The sequence below is a fragment of the Pseudorhodoferax soli genome (assembly GCF_003337555.1).
In the GTDB taxonomy this organism is placed as follows: Bacteria; Pseudomonadota; Gammaproteobacteria; order Burkholderiales; family Burkholderiaceae_C; genus Pseudorhodoferax; species Pseudorhodoferax soli.
This window is the reverse complement of record NZ_QPJK01000002.1, coordinates 727466-743415: the sequence shown is the minus strand read 5'-3', so window position 1 is coordinate 743415 and position 15950 is coordinate 727466. Positions and strand designations below refer to the sequence as shown.

Sequence of the window (15950 nt, the reverse complement as noted above, 5' to 3'; positions counted from 1 at the left end):
ATGGCAGACCGCCAATTCCAGCCCGAGACGCTGGCCATCCACGCCGGCCAGATCCCCGACGCGGCCACGGGTGCCCGCGCGCTGCCGATCTACCAGACCACGAGCTTCGTGTTCGACAGCGCCGAGCACGCGGCCGCGCTGTTCAACCTGCAGACCTTCGGCAACGTCTACTCGCTCCTGTCCAACCCCACGGTGGCGGCGCTGGAAGAGCGCGTGGCGGCGCTCGAAGGCGGCCGCGCGGCCGTGGCCAGTGCCTCGGGCATGGCTGCCGAGGCCATGGCGCTCATGACCATCCTGCAGGCGGGCGACCATGTGGTGGCGGCCGGCGCGCTGTACGGCGGCTCGGTCACCATGCTGGCGGTGAGCCTGAAGAAGTTCGGCATCGAGACCAGCTTCGTCGACGCGACCGACCCGCAGGCCTTTGCGGCCGCGATGCGGCCCAACACGCGCGCGGTGTTCGCCGAGACCCTGGGCAACCCCAGCCTCACGGTGCTGGACATCGCGGCCGTGGCCGAAGTCGCCCATGCCCACGGCGTGCCGCTGGTGGTGGACAACACCGTGCCCAGCCCCTACCTGTGCCAGCCGCTGGCGCTGGGCGCCGACATCGTCGTGCACTCGGCCACCAAGTACCTGGCGGGGCACGGCACCACGCTGGGCGGCGTGATCGTCGAGAGCTGCAAGCCGCACGGCAACTTCGCCTGGAACAACGGCAAGTTCCCGGGCATGACCGAGCCCTCGCCGGGCTACCACGGCGTGAAGTTCCACGAGACCTTCGGCGATTTCGCGTTCGCGATGCGCGCACGCATGGAGACGCTGCGCGTGTACGGCGCGGCCCTGTCGCCCATGTCGGCCTGGCAGATCCTGCAGGGCGTGGAGACGCTGCCGCTGCGCATGGAGCGCCATTGCAGCAACGCGCTCAAGGTGGCGCAGTTCCTGAAGGCGCATCCGCGCGTGGGCTGGGTCAACTACCCGGGCCTGCCGGAGCACCCGCAGCATGCGTTGGTGCAGCGGCAGATGCGCAGCATCGGCGGCGTGCCCATGGCGTCCGGCCTGCTGGCCTTCGGCGTGCAGGGCGGCGTGGAGGCGGGCGTGCGCTTCATCGAGTCGGCCCAGTTCATGAGCCACCTGGCCAACATCGGCGACACGCGCACGCTGATCATCCATCCGGCCAGCACCACGCACCGCCAGCTCGCGCCCGACCAGCAGCTTGCCGCCGGCGTGCTGCCCGACATGGTGCGGCTGTCCGTGGGGCTGGAGCACATCGACGACATCCTGTGGGACCTGGACCAGGCGCTGGCGGCCACGGCCTGAAAACATTCGTCGCAATCCGTGAAGGTCGCCGGCTCCAGAATGCGCCCTTCGCCCGAGGAGACAGCGCATGAACATCTACGAACAAGATCTGGACCGCAACCCCGCCAACCACGTGGCGCTGTCGCCCATGGGCTTCGTGGAGCGCACGGCCGAGGTCTTCGGCGACCTGCCGGCCGTCATCCACGGCCAGCGCCGCTACAACTGGGCGCAGGTGCACGAGCGCTCGCGCCGGCTTGCAGCGGCACTGCGCGCGGCCGGCGTGGGGCGCGGCAGCACGGTCAGCGTGATGCTGCCCAACACGCCCGAGATGGCCGAGGCGCACTACGCCGTGCCGGCCTTGAATGCGGTGCTGAACACGCTCAACACGCGGCTCGACGCCGAGCTGCTGGCCTGGCAGATGCACCACTGCGAGGCCCAGGTGCTGATCACCGACACGGAGTTCGCGCCCGTCATAGCCAAGGCGCTGGCGCTGCTGCAGGGCCAGCATGGCCGCACGCCGCTGGTCATCGACGTGGCCGACAGCGAGTACGCGGGCGAGCACCGCCGCCTGGGCGCGCACGAGTACGAGGCCTGGCTGGCCGCCCATGCACCGCTGGCGCGGCTGGACGGCCCGCAGGACGAGTGGGACGCCATCGCCATCAGCTACACCAGCGGCACCACGGGCGACCCCAAGGGCGTGGTGACCCACCACCGCGGCGCCTACCTCAACGCCGTCGGCAACGTGGTTACCTGGACCATGCCGCAGTTCCCGCGCTACCTGTGGACGCTGCCGATGTTCCACTGCAACGGCTGGTGCTTTCCATGGACGGTGGCCCTGCAGGCCGGCGTGCACGTGTGCCTGCGCCGCGTGGAGGCGCCGGCCATCCTGGCGGCCATGCGCGAGCACGGCGTGACGCACTACTGCGCGGCGCCCATCGTGCACAGCCTGATCGTCAACGCCGATGCGGCGCTGCGCGAGGGCGTGACCGGCGTGCGCGGCATGGTGGCGGGTGCATCGCCGCCGGCCGCGATGATCGAGGGCATGGCGAAGATTGGCTTCGACATCACGCACGTGTACGGGCTGACCGAGGTCTATGGCCCGGCCGGCGTGGCAGCCAAGCGCGCCACCTGGGCCGATGCCGACATTGCCGAGCAGGCGCGCCTGAACGGACGCCAGGGCGTGCGCTACGCGCTGCAGGACGGCATGACGGTGCTGGACCCGGCCACGCTGGCCGAGGTGCCGGCCGACGGCCAGACCATGGGCGAGATCATGTTCCGCGGCAACATCGTCATGAAGGGCTATCTCAAGAATCCAGCGGCGACGGCCAAGGCCTTCGAGGGCGGCTGGTTCCACACCGGTGACCTCGCGGTGCTCGAGGCCGACCGCTACGCGCGCATCAAGGACCGCAGCAAGGACATCATCATCAGCGGCGGCGAGAACATCAGCTCGATCGAGGTCGAGGACGTGCTGTACCGCCATCCGGCCGTGCTGGCCTGCGCCGTCGTGGCCAAGCCCGATGCCAAGTGGGGCGAGGCACCGGTCGCCTATGTCGAGGCCAAGGCTGGCGCACAGGTCACGGCCGAGGATCTGGTGGCCCACTGCAAGGCCCACCTGGCCGGCTACAAGGTGCCGCGCGACGTGCGCTTCGAGCCGATTCCCAAGACCTCGACCGGCAAGATCCAGAAGTTCGAGCTGCGCCAGCGGGCCAAGGCTTAAGTGGCTGCGGTCCGCTCCATGCGGATCGCATCGAACGGGCACACCACGAAGCACAGCGCGCAGCCGGTGCAGCCGGCGATGTCGTGCAGCACCGCGTTCTTGCGGCCCCAGCGCTGGCCGCCCGGCACCGCGAGCGAGAGCACATGCGGCGGGCAGGCGCCCACGCAGCGCCCGCAGCCGGTGCAGCGGTCGGGCACGATCGCGGGCAAGGCCTTGGGCTGGGCGGGCATGGCCGCATTGTGGTGGCAGACTGCAGGGCTTCGCTGGAGACGAACATGACCGATTCGAACAACGCTTTGGTGCTGCGCAGCCAGGACGCCAGCGGCGTCCGCACCCTGACCCTGAACCGACCTGACGCCTTCAACGCACTGAGCGAGGCCATGCTGGCTGCGCTGCAGTCCGAACTCGACGCGGCCGCTGCCGACGACACGCTGCGCGTGCTGGTCATCGCCGCTGCCGGCCGCGCCTTCTGCGCCGGCCACGACTTGAAGGAGATGCGCGCCGAGCCCTCGCTGGCCTACTACCAGCGCCTGTTCGCCCAGTGCACGAAGCTGATGCTGGCGGTCCAGAAGCTGCCCGTGCCCGTGATCGCCCAGGTGCAGGGCATCGCCACCGCGGCAGGCTGCCAGCTGGTCGCGATGTGCGACCTGGCCGTGGCCGCCAGCGACGCGCGCTTCGCGGTCAGCGGTGTGAACCTGGGCCTGTTCTGCTCTACGCCCAGCGTGGCCTTGTCGCGCAACCTGCCGCGCAAGGCCGCGTTCGAGATGCTGGTCACGGGCGACTTCATCGGTGCCGAGGAGGCACGCGCCAAAGGCCTCGTCAACCGCGTGGCCGCGCCCGAGGCGCTGGCCGGGGCGGTGGCCACGCTGGCGGCCAGCATCGTCGCCAAGCCCCAGGTGGCACTGGCCATGGGCAAGGCCTTGTTCTATCGCCAACTCGAGGTCGGCATGGCTGCCGCCTACCAGGATGCCGGCGCCACCATGGCCTGCAACATGATGGACGCCGCGGCGCTGGACGGCGTGCAGGCCTTCATCGACAAGCGCCGGCGCTGAGGCCTATGAGGGCGGGCGGCTATGCTCGCCCGCATGGAAACGAGTGAAGCCGCCCTGTTGGGGCGCGAATGGACGGCACTGCACCGCGATTGCGAAGCCAGCGAACGCAGCGCCCTGTGGATCAAGCTGGGCGCCGTGGCGCTCACGGCAATGGCCGTGGCCCTGAGCTTCGATGCGGTGCTGACCATCGTTCTGGTCGGCGTGCTGTGGGTGCAGGAGGCGATCGTGCGCACCGGCCAGTCCCGCCTGGTTGACCGGCTGCTCCACGTGGAGGGCCTGTTGCGCGACCCGATGGCCTCACCGCGTGCCGTCTGCCAGCTCTACTCCGACTGGCTGGCCACGCGCCCGGGCCCCATGGGCCTGCTGGCGGAGTACCTCGCGGCTGCGGCGCGGCCCACGGTGGCGTTTCCGTATGCCGTGCTGGTCGTTGTGTTGCTGGCGCTGTCCGCCGTCGGGTGAAGCTCCAGCGGCCGCACCGCCGAGGTGCCGCCGCCGTTCCATAATGCGGTGATGGAGACCAAGTGGCTCGAAGATTTCGTGAGCTTGGCCGAGACGCGCAGTTTCAGCCGCTCGGCCCAGCTGCGCCATGTGACGCAGCCGGCGTTCTCGCGCCGCATCCAGGCCCTGGAGGCCTGGGCCGGTACCGACCTCGTTGACCGCAGTTCGTACCCGACGCGGCTCACGCCGGCGGGCGAGACGCTCTACACCCAATCGTTGGAGATGCTGCAGGCACTGCAGAGCACGCGCGCCATGCTGCGCGGCCACAACTCGGCAGGCCAGGACGTGGTCGAGTTCGCTGTGCCGCACACGCTGGCCTTCACCTTCTTTCCGGCCTGGGTGACCAGCCTGCGCGAGAAGTTCGGCCCGCTCAAGAGCAGGCTCATCGCGTTGAACGTTCACGATGCCGTGATGCGCCTCGTCGAAGGCAGCTGTGATCTGCTGATCGCCTACCACCACAGCTCCCAGCCGTTCCAGCTCGCGGCCAACCGCTACGAGATGGTCAGCCTGGGCCGCGAGGTCATGGCACCCTATGTCAAGGCCGACGCGGATGGCGCCCCGCTCCATCAACTGCCGGGCCGTCCTGGCCAGTTGCTGCCCTACCTGGGCTACGCGCCGGGCGCCTACATGGGGCAGATGGTGGACATGCTGCTCAAGCAGTCGCCCACGCCCATCCACCTGGACCGCGTCTACGAGACCGACATGTCCGAAGGTCTCAAGGCCATGGCGCTGGAAGGCCATGGCATTGCCTTCCTGCCTTACAGCGCGGTCAAGAAAGAGCTTCGCGCTCGCCGTCTGGTCAGCGCGGCACCGGCAGGGATGCCCGGCATGGAGATGACATTGGACGTGCGGGCCTACCGTGAGAAGCCCGGAGCGCACGCCGTGCCCAAGCGCTCTGCCCAGGCGCTGTGGACCTACCTGGTCGAGACCGCAGGACACCGCGGAACCGAGGGATCGGGTGCGGCGTAAGATTATTCGTTTCTTGCATCCGGCCGCGTTCAATCGGCATTGGCTTGAATACTGCCGGGGACCTTACAGTCCGCGGCGCCCGGTGTGGACAGCAGAGCCTGGCATGCAAGCTGCTTGTGCTCCTGCCCATGCAGCGACCAAGACCTTTTCCTTCGATGGCAGCGGCAGCGCGACCGCATTGAGAGACAAACAATTGCCACAGTTTTCACGGTTCTTTCGTGTTGGCGAGAGGCATGCGGGTATCTCCGCTGACGCCGATATCCTGGTTTAAGGTCTTATTTCCCTTCCGTTTTCTTAGGAGAGTTTGAATGAAGAAGCACATCCTCGCTATCGTGTGCACGGCACTGGCCGCGGGCGGCGCTTTCGCGCAAAGCAACGACACGCTGGCGAAGATCAAGGCAAGCGGCAGCATCAGCCTCGGCGTGCGCGACTCCTCGGCCCTGTCCTATACGCTGGGCAATGGCAAGTACGTCGGGTTCCACACCGAAATGGGCGAACGCATCGTTGCCGACCTCTCCAAGGCCGCCGGCAAGGAGATCAAGATCCAGTACACGCCCGTCACCTCGCAGAACCGCATCCCGCTGGTGCAGAACGGCACGGTCGACCTGGAGTGCGGCTCCACCACCAACAACGCCACGCGCGCCAAGGACGTGTCCTTCGCCGTGACGACCTACGTGGAAGAAGTGCGCATCCTGACCAAGGCCAGTTCGGGCATCAACGGCATCTCTGACCTCAAGGGCAAGACGGTGGCCACCACCACCGGCACCACCTCGGTGCAGACGCTGCGCAGGAACAAGCGCGCCGAAGGCCTCGACTTCAAGGAAGTCATGGGCAAGGACCACGCCGACAGCTTCCTGCTGCTGGAATCTGGCCGCGCCGATGCCTTCGTGATGGACGGCTCCATCCTGGCGGCCAATGCCTCCAAGTCGCGCAACGCGGCCGACTACAAGATGGTTGGCGAAGTGCTATCGGTCGAGCCGATCGCCTGCATGCTGCGCAAGGACGACCCGGCCTTCAAGAAGGCCGTGGACGACAGCATCAAGCGCCAGATCGCCGACGGTTCGCTGGCCAAGCTGTACGACAAGTGGTTCCTGCAGCCCATCCCGCCGACCAACACCAAGATCGGCCTGCCGATGTCCGAGGCCACCAAGCAAGCTTGGGCCAACCCGAACGACAAGCCCATGGAAGATTACGCAGCCAAGTAATCTGCACTGGGTGACGCACTGAACGCCCGCCGATTCGAGCGGGCGTTTTTGTGCCGGAACCGAATTCAAAGACGACAAAGAGGAGTTCCCGATGGGAAATTGGGATTGGCAGGTCTACCTGCAGGATCCGGGCGGCAAAGACCCGACCTACTTGCAATGGATGCTCTCGGCCTGGGGCTGGACCATTTCCGTCGCCCTGTCGGCGCTGCTGGTGGCGCTTGTCGTGGGTTCGCTGGTCGGCATCCTGCGCACGCTGCCCAATAGCCCTGGCTGGGTTCGCTTTGGCAACGCCTGGGTGGAGCTCTTTCGCAACATCCCGCTGCTGGTGCAGATCTTCCTGTGGTACCACGTGGTGCCCGCCATCTTCACACCCGCGCGCGATGTGCCGCCCTTCATCCTCGTGGTGCTGGCGCTGGGCTTCTTCACTTCGGCACGGATCGCCGAACAGCTGCGTGCCGGCATCCAGGCCTTGCCACGCGGCCAGCGCTATGCCGGCATGGCCGTGGGGTTCACGACCTGGCAGTACTACCGCTATGTGATCCTGCCGATGGCCTACCGCATGATCCTGCCGCCGCTCACCAGCGAGTCCATGAACATCTTCAAGAACTCCTCGGTCGCGTTCGCCGTGTCGATCGCCGAGCTGACCCAGTTCGCCATGCAGGCCGGTGAGGAAACCGCCCGCCCGATCGAGATGTACCTGGGCGTGACGGTGCTCTACATCATCTCGGCCATGGTCATCAACCGCATCATGGCCTTCATCGAGAAGCGTGCGCGTGTGCCGGGCTTCGTCGCTGCCGGCGGCACGGGAGGCCACTGACATGAATCTCGACTTCGGCTTCTACAACTGGAGTGTCATCACCGACTTCGTGCTGAAGGGCTTTTACTTCAGCGTGTTCCTGACGGTCGTGGCCACGCTGGGCGGCATCTTCTTCGGCACGCTGCTGGCGCTGATGCGCCTGTCGGGCAAGAAGTGGCTGGACACCCCCGCCGCCATCTACGTCAACGGCATGCGCAGCATCCCGTTGGTGATGGTGATCCTGTGGTTCTTCCTGATCGTGCCCTTCCTCATCGGTCGGCCCATCGGCGCGGAGATGTCGGCCATCATCACCTTCATCGCGTTCGAGGCGGCGTACTTCTCGGAGATCATGCGCGCCGGCATCCAGTCCATTCCGCGCGGCCAGGTCTTCGCGGGCATGGCCGTGGGCATGAGCTACCGGCAGAACATGACGCTGGTGATCCTGCCGCAGGCCTTCCGCAACATGCTGCCCGTGCTGCTGACGCAGACCATCATCCTGTTCCAGGACACCTCGCTGGTCTACGCCATCGGCGCCTACGACATGCTCAAGGGCTTCGAGACGGCCGGCAAGAACTTCGGCCGCCCGATCGAGTCGTACCTGCTCGCTGCGGTCGTCTACTTCGTGCTGTGCTATGCGCTGTCCTGGCTGGTCAAGCGCCTGCACAAGAAAATCGCCATCATCCGCTGAACAAGTACCCGTCTGGAAAGAAATCAAATGGCTGAACAAATGATCCAAATCAAGGACGTGTCCAAGTGGTACGGCCCGGTGCAGGTGCTCAACAACTGCAATGTGAACATCAACAAGGGCGACGTGGTGGTGGTCTGCGGGCCGTCCGGCTCGGGCAAGTCCACGCTGATCAAGACCGTCAACGCGCTGGAGCCCATCCAGAAGGGCAGCATCGTGGTCAACGGCATCGGGGTCACGGATCCCAAGACCGATCTGCCCAAGCTGCGCTCCAAGGTCGGCATGGTGTTCCAGCATTTCGAACTGTTCCCGCACCTGTCGGTGACCGAGAACCTGACGATCGCGCAGATCAAGGTGCTGGGCCGCAGCGCCGACGAGGCCAAGACGCGTGGCCTCAAGATGCTGGACCGCGTGGGCCTGATGGCGCACAAGGACAAGTTCCCGGGCCAGCTGTCGGGCGGCCAGCAGCAGCGCGTGGCGATCGCGCGCGCGCTGTCGATGGACCCGATCGTGATGCTGTTCGACGAACCCACTTCGGCGCTCGACCCCGAGATGGTCGGCGAGGTGCTGGACGTGATGGTGGGTCTGGCCAAGGAAGGCATGACCATGATGGTCGTGACCCACGAGATGGGCTTTGCCCGCAAGGTGGCCAACCGCGTGATCTTCATCGACGTGGGTGGGCGTATCCTTGAGGACTGCTCCAAGGAAGACTTCTTCGGCAACCCGGACGCTCGCCAGCCCCGGACCAAGGACTTCCTGAACAAGATCCTGCAACACTGAAAGCCGTTCCCATGCGCCTGGTTCCGTCCCCTCTGCACCGCTGCTTCGCAGTGCGTGCAGACGTGCGCGCGGACCAGGTGACGGCCGGCCGCCCCATGGTGGCGGGCCGAAAGCCCGCCGCACCCTCCTGAGCCCGGCGAACCTTCCTCTTCTTCTTCGCCATATCGGATCGCCGGGCTTCCACCCGGCGTTTTCTTTTTCCGATGCAGGAGTGTGAAATGAATGTTGTGTCCACAGCGGCGGTGATCCGCACCTTGAGCGAACTCGACCATGTGCGCGTCGCCAAGCTGGTCGATGCCGGCAACCCCGCGCATGCGGACGTGCAGGCTCTGCTCGACAACGCGGATCTGGTGGCGCCCACCGACATGGCGCCCGACGTTGTGACGATGCGCTCGCGGGTGCGGGTGGCCGATGCATCAGGCGCCGGGCCGCGCGAGCTGACGCTGGTGTACCCCTCCGAGGCCGATGCCGCGCAGGGGCAGGTCTCGGTGCTGTCGCCGATCGGCACGGCGCTGCTCGGTGCGAAGGTGGGCGAGATGGCGTGCTGGGCGCTGCCCGATGGCCGGGCCGCCGCGCTGCAGGTGCAGGCCCTGCTGTTCCAGCCCGAGGCCAGCGGCGAGTACCTGCGCTGAAGCGCTCGCCGGGCGGCAGCCTTGCGCTGGGCCGCCGCCGGATGCCGCGGTGCCTTACTTCGGCCGCGCCGCGATGGCCTTCTCGGCCTTGTCGACGAGACCGCTGCCGATCTGCGCCTTCCACTTCGTGTAGACCGGCCGCGTGGCCTTGACGAAGGCGTCGCGTTCGGCCGCGCTGAGTTGGGTCACCGTCACGCCCATGCCGGCGATGTCCTTGAGCAGCGGCTTGTCGGCCTCGACCAGCCCCTTGCGGGCCAGCGCGATCTCCTGCTTGCCCGCGTCCAGCGCGGCCTTGCGCACGATGTCGCGGTCGGCCGGCGTCCAGGACTCCCAGATCTCCTTGTTGACCACGAACACCAGCGGATCGGCCATGTAGCCCCAGGTCGTCACGAACTTCTGGCCCATGTTGTGCAGCTTGAGCACGGGGAACATGAACAGCGGGTTCTCCTGGCCGTCCACGGCGCCACTGGCGAGCGCGGGCTGGGCGTCGGCCCAGCTCATCTGCGTAGGGTTGGCGCCCAGTGCCGTGAAGGTGTCGGCGAACAGCGGCGAGCCGACCACGCGCAGCTTCATGCCCTTCAAGTCCTCGGGCGACTTGATCGGGCGCTTGGAGTTGGTCACTTCGCGGTAGCCGTTCTCGCCCCAGGCCAGCGGCAACACGCCGGCCTTCTCGAGCCGTGCGAACAGGTCTTTTCCGACTTCGCCCTGCGTCAGCGCGTCCACGGCCGCGTAATCGGGCATCAGGAAGGGCAGCGAGAACAGGTTGAGTTCCTTGACCTGCGGCGACCAGTTGATGGTGGAGCCCACGGCCAGGTCGATCACGCCCTGGCGCAGCGCGCTGAACTCGCGCGTCTGGTCGCCCTGGATCAGTGAGACGCCCGGATACAGCTTGATGTTGATGCGGCCCTGGGTGCGTTCCTTGACCAGGTCGGCCCAGATCTTGCCGGCCATGCCCCAGGGCGTGGGCGGGCCCAGTACCAGCGACAGCTTGTACTCGGCCTTGTAGTTCTGTGCGGTGGCCGGCACCGAGAAGCTGCCGAAGGCGGTGGCGACGGCAGCCAGCGCGAGCAGGGAGTGGCGGAATTTCATGGGCACTTTCCTTTCGTTGGGAACATCAATAGCCGAGCTTGGCCGGTAACCACAAGGCGAGCTGCGGCCAGGCGATCACCGCCACCATGACCAGGAACATCGCAAGCAGCATCCAGCCGACCCAGCGCACGGTCTCTTCCATGCGCACCTTGGCGATGCGGCAGGACACCATCAGGTTGACCGCCAGCGGCGGCGTGAACTGGCCCAGCGCGACCTTCAGCGTGAGGATCACGCCGAACCACACCGGGTCCCAGTTGTAGTGCTGCACGATGGGCCACAGCAGCGGCACGAAGATCAGGAAGATCGACACGCCGTCCAGGAACATGCCCACGGTGATCAGCAGCAGGATCAGCAGCGACAGCACGCCGTATTCGCCCAGGCCCGAGTTCACGATGGCCGTGGCCACCGGGTCGATCACGCCCAGCGTGGACAGCGAGTAGGCGAAGATGCCGGCCAGCGAAACCACCAGCAGGATCACGGCCGAGAGTTCGCCCGACTCGCGCAGGATGGGGAACAGGTCGCGCACGCTGATCGTGCGGTGCACCACCATGCCGACGAACAGGCCGTAGAACACGGCCACCACGGCGGCCTCGGTCGGCGTGAACCAGCCCATGCGCATGCCGCCCAGGATCAGCACCGGCGCCGCCAGGCCCCACACGGCCTCGCGCAGGCTCTGCCAGAACGGCGGCCGTGGCAGGCTTGATTCCAGCTGGCCCATGTTGTGCCGGCGTGCCATCCACACCGCGGGCACGATCAGCGCGACGCCGGCCAGCAAGCCCGGGATCATGCCGGCCGCGAACAGCGCCGGCACCGAGGCACCCGGCACCAGCACCGAGTAGACGATGAAGGCCACCGATGGCGGGATCAGGATGTCGGTGGCGGCAGCCGCGCCCACCACGCTCGCGGAGTAGGCGGCGGGGTAACCTGCGCGCGACATGGCCGCGATCATCACCGCACCCACCGCCGCCGCATTGGCCGGCCCGGAGCCCGAGATGCCACCCAGGAACATGGCGACCACGATGGCCACCAGCGGCAGCATGCCGGGTCCGCGGCCAACGATGGCGATCGCGAAGTTGACGAGGCGCAGCGCCACGCCCGAGCGGTCGAAGATCGAGCCGACCAGCACGAACATCGGGATCGCCAGCAGCGGGTACTTGCCCAGGCCGGCGTAGAAGTTCTGCGGCACGGCCAGGAGGCCGAACCATTGGGCGTCGGCATTGGCCAGCGCGATGCAGGCCGCGCCGGCCAGGCCCAGGGCGGCCCCGATGGGCACGCCCGCGAGCATCATGAGGACGAAGCCCGTGAACAGCAGCCCGGCGATCATGGTGTGCCGGCCCGGCCGCGGCGCACGAACAGGCCGACCGCGCGCAGTCCGATGGCCGTGCAGACGATGGGCAGCCAAACCGAATACCACCACTGCGGCACGCCGATGCCCGGCGAGGTCTCCTCGAAGCGGAAATCGTCCCAGACCACGCGCACCGACAGCGCCGCGATCAGGAAGAACAGCAGCGCCACCATGAGCGCGCCGAACTGCGCCAGGCGCTTGCGCCGGGCCATCGAGCCGGCCTCGCTGAAGTACTCGATGCGGATGTGCCTGTCGCGCGCCACTGCGGCCGAGCCGGCCACCATGGCCAGCAGGATCATCAGGAACACCGAGAACTCCTCGGTCCAGGCGAAGGAGCTGTCGGTGAAGTAGCGCACCAGCACGTTGGCGAAGGTGATCAGGGCCAGCGCGGCCATGATCAGCACGGTCAGCCAGTCCTCGATCTTCAGGGGTACGCGGGTCGGTTCGTCGGCGGGGGGCGGACCGGCGGGCAGGCCCGGGTCGTTCTCAGGAGGCATGGAGGCGAAGGAATGTCGAAAAAACAAAAGCCGCCGGCCACGAGGCCCAGCGGCATGGGCGCGGATCATAGGTGCGCGTGTTGCACTGCCGCATGGGGATTTTCCTTAGGATTGGCGCATGCACAACACCTTGTCCGTCCAGCCGCTCAGCGCGGCCGCCTTCGCACCGTTCGGTACCGTCGTCGAAGTGCCGACCGGCGCCACGGGCCGCCCCATCAATGGCGGTACCTCGCAACGCTTTGACCTGCTGGCCGACATGGCGCTCGCGGCCGAGGGCGGGCGCCCCGTGCTGGCGCTGTTCCGGGCCCAGGCGCGCCGCTTTCCGCATGCCGTGAACGAGCTGGAGCGCCACGCGCTGGGCAGCCAGACCTTCGTGCCGCTGGGCCAGCGGCGCTTCGTGCTGGTCGTCGCGCCCGCGGCGCCCGAACCCGACCTGAGCGCGCTGGCGGCCTTCATCACCGATGGCGCGCAGGGCGTGGTGCTGGCGCCGGGCACCTGGCACCACGCGCTGCTCGCCGTGGACGCGGGCGACTTCGTGGTCGTCGAGCGTGCGGCTCAGGCGGTGGACTGCGATGTGGTGCGTTGGGAGGCGGGCGTCCGCGTCGTCATTCCAGCGTGACGCCGGTGGCCTTCACCACGCCCGCCCAGCGCTCCGTCTCTTTGCGCAGGTAGGCGCCGTACTCCTCCGGGCTGGAGCCCAGTGGCTCGGCGCCTTGCAAGGCCAGCCTGTCGCGCACGTCGGCGCTCTTGAGCGCTTTGGCCACCTCGGCGTTGAGCCGCTGCACCACGGCTGCGGGCGTGCCCGCCGGCACCATCAAGCCCTGCCAGGCGCCAGCATCGAAGCCCGGCATCACGGTCTCGGCCAAGGTGGGCACCTGGGGGAACAGCGACATGCGCTTGGCCGTGGTCACCGCGAGCAGCTTGATGCGCTTGTCCTTCACGAAGGGCATCACCGAGTTGATGGTGTCGGTCATGAACTGGATCTGCCCGGCCACCAGGTCCACGTCGGCCGGCGCGCTGCCCTTGTACGGCACGTGCGTGGCCACGATGCCCTGGGTGCGCGCGAACTGGTAGGCCGCCAGGTGCGTCACGTTGCCGTTGCCGGCGGAGCCGTAGGACAGCTTGTCGGGGTTCGCCTTGGCATAGGCCACGAACTCGGCCACGGTGTTGGCCGGCACGCTGGGGTGCACGACCAGTGCCAGCGGCACCACGGCCGTCAGCGCCACGGGCGCCAGGTCGCGCTGCGCGTCGTAGGGCAGGCTCTTGTACAGCGAGGGGCTCAGCGTGATCGACGAGGTGTTGTAGAGCAGCGTGTAGCCGTCGGCAGCGGCCTTGGCCACCGCCACCGCGCCGATGTTGCCGTTGGCGCCGCCGCGGTTGTCCACCACGATGGGCTGGCCCATCTGCTCGGACAGCTTCTGCGCGAGCACGCGTGCCACCAGGTCGGTCGGCCCGCCGGGCGGGAAGGGCACGACCATGGTGATGGGCTTGGCTGGATAGGCGGCCTGGGCCTGCGCAGCGCTCCAGGGGGCCAGGGCGGCGGCCAGCGCGAGGGCGAGCGCGGCGCGGCGGGTGGATGGCATGTTCATGGTGTCTCCTTCGATGGTGGTGTGGATCGTTCAGGCCCTGCCGGCCAGCAGCCGCGTGGCGGTGTAGGTCATGACCAGCACGCCGCGCTGGTTGAACACGTCGATGCGCGAATCGACGACGGCGCGGCCGCTCTTCGACGTGGGGCGGATGCCGGTGACTTCGATCTGGGCTTCGATGGTGTCGCCCACCAGCACGGGCGCGAGGATCTTCTGGTGCAACTCCAGCATCGCGAGGCCCGTGCCCTGGATCATGGTCTGCAGGATGAAGCCTTCGATCAGCGCATAGGTCAGCGCGCCCGGCACGGGCCGCCCGGCCATGGCCGCGCCCTCGTAGCCGTCCTCGATGAAGATGGCCTCCAGCATGCCGGTCACGCCGATGAAGTTGACGAGGTCGGTCTCGGTCACGGTGCGCGCGAAGGTGCGCAGGCACTGGCCGACAGTGAGGTCCTGCCAGACGTAGCCCTGGCCGAGACGGGGCAGGCTGCGGTCGATGGCTTGTGCGGGGGTGTTCATGCGGTGTCTCCTGGCGGATGGTGTGAGGGACTGCGGACGGCGCCCTGGTCGAGCAGGGCCTGGATCTGCGGCGGCGTGAGGCCGGCTGCGGCCAGCTGCGCGCGCGTGTGCTGGCCCAGCCGCGGCGGCATGGCCACCGGCACGCGCTGGCCATCGAAGCGCACGGGCGTGCCCGGAAAGCGCAGCGCACCGAGGTCGCCGTCCTGCACGGTCTCGAAGAAGCCCGTGGCCGCCAGGTGCGGGTCTGCCTGCAAGTCGTCCAGGCGCGCGATGGGCGCTGCCGGGATCTCGAGCCGCGCGCAGGTGGCGAGCCAGTGCGCGGTGCTCTCGCGCACGACAAAGCTTGAGGCCAGCTCCAGCAGTTCGGCGATGTGCCGCGTGCGGTTGGCGATGCCGCGAAAGCGCGCATCGGCCGCGTGCTCCGGCGCGCCGACCTCGCCGAAGAAGCGCTGCCAGTGCAGATCGGTGTAGGGCATCATGGCCACGTGCCCGTCGGCCGTGCGGTAGGGCCGGCGCCAGGGCGCCAGCACGCGCGGGTAGCCAGGGGCCGACAGCGCCGGCTCGAAATGCTGGCCGTAGAAGTGCTCGACCAGGTTGAAGCCCACCATGGACTCGAACATCGGCACCTCGACCAACGCACCTTCGCCCGTGCGCTCGCGCTGCCACAGCGCGGCCAGGATGGCATGGGCCGCCACATGGGCGCAGGTCTTGTCGGCCGCGATGGTCGGCAGGTAGCGCACCTCGCCGCTCTGGCGCGCCATGAGGTCGGCCAGGCCCGACATGCCCTGGATCACGTCGTCGTAGGCCGGGCGGCCTGCGTAGGGGCCGGGCAGAAAGCCGAGCAGGCTGGCGTAGACCAGGCGCGGAAAGCGCGCGCGCAATGTCTTCGGGTCGATGCCCAGCGCGGCCAGCTTCTGTGGCCGCATGCTGTGCATGAACACGTCGGCCGTGGCCAGCAGGGCCTGCAATGCCTGCTGCGCGGCCGGCTGCTTCAGGTCCAGCACCACGCTCTGCTTGCTGCGGTTGGCGCCCAGGAACATCGCCGCCATGCCGTCTTCGCGCGCAGGCCCGGTGTGGCGCGTGGAATCGCCCTCGGGCGGCTCGATCTTCACGACCTCGGCGCCATAGTCGGCCAGCAGCTGGCTGGCCAGCGGGCCGAAGATCACGCTGGACAGGTCCAGCACGCGCAGGCCCTTGAGTGGCGCCATCAGGTTAGTCTCCGCAAGATTGGAATGGGCGCGGATTGTTCGGCGGGCGCTGCGTCGCGTCTAATATTTCTTTCTTCGCCTGTGA

Annotated in this window: 18 protein-coding genes; 11 read left to right on the top strand and 7 right to left on the bottom strand. The window is 67.8% G+C overall.

Going from position 1 to position 15950, the window contains the following annotated elements; all coding sequences use genetic code 11:
* On the top strand, window positions 1-1311 hold the full coding sequence (locus tag DES41_RS10205; protein ID WP_114467504.1) for an O-acetylhomoserine aminocarboxypropyltransferase/cysteine synthase family protein: 1311 nt from the start codon (window positions 1-3) through the stop codon (window positions 1309-1311).
* Window positions 1312-1378: 67 nt separating this feature from the next.
* Complete coding sequence (locus tag DES41_RS10200) at window positions 1379-3007, top strand: acyl-CoA synthetase (protein ID WP_114467503.1); 1629 nt, start codon at window positions 1379-1381, stop codon at window positions 3005-3007.
* On the opposite strand, the gene DES41_RS10195 is transcribed toward DES41_RS10200, so the two are convergent.
* A complete protein-coding gene (locus DES41_RS10195; RefSeq protein ID WP_114467502.1) occupies window positions 3004-3237 on the bottom strand; it encodes an ATP-binding protein in 234 nt (77 codons plus the stop codon). The genes DES41_RS10200 and DES41_RS10195 overlap by 4 nt on opposite strands.
* A 45-nt stretch (window positions 3238-3282) precedes the next feature.
* Between DES41_RS10195 and DES41_RS10190 the strand changes: the two genes are divergently transcribed.
* The 8 genes from DES41_RS10190 to rnk all read left to right on the top strand — a co-directional run bounded on the left by DES41_RS10190 (window position 3283) and on the right by rnk (window position 9624).
* Window positions 3283-4059: an enoyl-CoA hydratase gene (locus DES41_RS10190; RefSeq protein ID WP_114467501.1), complete on the top strand. Its 777-nt coding sequence runs from the start codon at window positions 3283-3285 to the stop codon at window positions 4057-4059.
* A gap of 33 nt (window positions 4060-4092) precedes the next feature.
* Window positions 4093-4518, top strand: coding sequence for a hypothetical protein (locus tag DES41_RS10185; protein ID WP_147282828.1), 426 nt, complete (start codon window positions 4093-4095; stop codon window positions 4516-4518).
* A 51-nt stretch (window positions 4519-4569) separates the two neighbouring features.
* On the top strand, window positions 4570-5526 hold the full coding sequence (locus DES41_RS10180) for a LysR substrate-binding domain-containing protein (protein ID WP_114467499.1): 957 nt from the start codon (window positions 4570-4572) through the stop codon (window positions 5524-5526).
* 308 nt (window positions 5527-5834) lie between these two features.
* The gene (locus DES41_RS10175) at window positions 5835-6731 is read left to right on the top strand and encodes an amino acid ABC transporter substrate-binding protein (protein WP_114467498.1); all 897 of its coding nucleotides are present in this window, start codon (window positions 5835-5837) and stop codon (window positions 6729-6731) included.
* A 91-nt stretch (window positions 6732-6822) separates the two neighbouring features.
* Entirely contained in the window at window positions 6823-7548 is a 726-nt protein-coding gene (locus DES41_RS10170) for an amino acid ABC transporter permease (RefSeq protein ID WP_114467497.1), read from the top strand.
* A gap of 1 nt (window position 7549) precedes the next feature.
* A complete protein-coding gene (locus tag DES41_RS10165; RefSeq protein WP_114467496.1) occupies window positions 7550-8215 on the top strand; it encodes an amino acid ABC transporter permease in 666 nt (221 codons plus the stop codon).
* A 39-nt stretch (window positions 8216-8254) separates the two neighbouring features.
* On the top strand, window positions 8255-8992 hold the full coding sequence (locus DES41_RS10160) for an amino acid ABC transporter ATP-binding protein (RefSeq protein ID WP_114467495.1): 738 nt from the start codon (window positions 8255-8257) through the stop codon (window positions 8990-8992).
* Between the two features lie 218 nt (window positions 8993-9210).
* Window positions 9211-9624: a nucleoside diphosphate kinase regulator gene (gene rnk, locus DES41_RS10155; RefSeq protein WP_114467494.1), complete on the top strand. Its 414-nt coding sequence runs from the start codon at window positions 9211-9213 to the stop codon at window positions 9622-9624.
* A gap of 54 nt (window positions 9625-9678) precedes the next feature.
* Here rnk and DES41_RS10150 read toward each other — a convergent pair whose 3' ends face one another.
* The 3 genes from DES41_RS10150 to DES41_RS10140 are packed head-to-tail and all read right to left on the bottom strand — an operon-like array spanning window position 9679 to window position 12555.
* Entirely contained in the window at window positions 9679-10713 is a 1035-nt protein-coding gene (locus tag DES41_RS10150) for a DctP family TRAP transporter solute-binding subunit (protein ID WP_114467493.1), read from the bottom strand.
* A gap of 25 nt (window positions 10714-10738) precedes the next feature.
* Window positions 10739-12037 carry a TRAP transporter large permease gene (locus DES41_RS10145; RefSeq protein ID WP_114467492.1) on the bottom strand — a complete coding sequence of 433 codons (1299 nt, stop codon included), beginning with the start codon at window positions 12035-12037 and terminating at the stop codon, window positions 10739-10741.
* The gene (locus DES41_RS10140; protein WP_114467491.1) at window positions 12034-12555 is read right to left on the bottom strand and encodes a TRAP transporter small permease; all 522 of its coding nucleotides are present in this window, start codon (window positions 12553-12555) and stop codon (window positions 12034-12036) included. The genes DES41_RS10145 and DES41_RS10140 overlap by 4 nt, the downstream gene beginning before the upstream one ends.
* 118 nt (window positions 12556-12673) lie before the next feature.
* On the opposite strand from DES41_RS10140, the gene DES41_RS10135 reads away from it, so the two are divergent.
* Window positions 12674-13174, top strand: coding sequence for an ureidoglycolate lyase (locus tag DES41_RS10135; protein WP_114467490.1), 501 nt, complete (start codon window positions 12674-12676; stop codon window positions 13172-13174).
* On the opposite strand, the gene DES41_RS10130 is transcribed toward DES41_RS10135, so the two are convergent.
* From DES41_RS10130 to DES41_RS10120, 3 genes are read right to left on the bottom strand one after another with little or no spacing between them, the layout of a single operon-like run.
* Window positions 13161-14144, bottom strand: a complete 984-nt coding sequence (locus DES41_RS10130) for a tripartite tricarboxylate transporter substrate binding protein (RefSeq protein ID WP_114467489.1) — start codon at window positions 14142-14144, stop codon at window positions 13161-13163. The genes DES41_RS10135 and DES41_RS10130 overlap by 14 nt on opposite strands.
* 30 nt (window positions 14145-14174) lie before the next feature.
* Window positions 14175-14657 carry a MaoC family dehydratase gene (locus DES41_RS10125; RefSeq protein WP_114467488.1) on the bottom strand — a complete coding sequence of 161 codons (483 nt, stop codon included), beginning with the start codon at window positions 14655-14657 and terminating at the stop codon, window positions 14175-14177.
* Window positions 14654-15865: a CaiB/BaiF CoA transferase family protein gene (locus DES41_RS10120; protein ID WP_114467487.1), complete on the bottom strand. Its 1212-nt coding sequence runs from the start codon at window positions 15863-15865 to the stop codon at window positions 14654-14656. Before DES41_RS10120 ends, DES41_RS10125 begins: the two co-directional genes overlap by 4 nt.
* Window positions 15866-15950 lie beyond the last annotated feature (85 nt).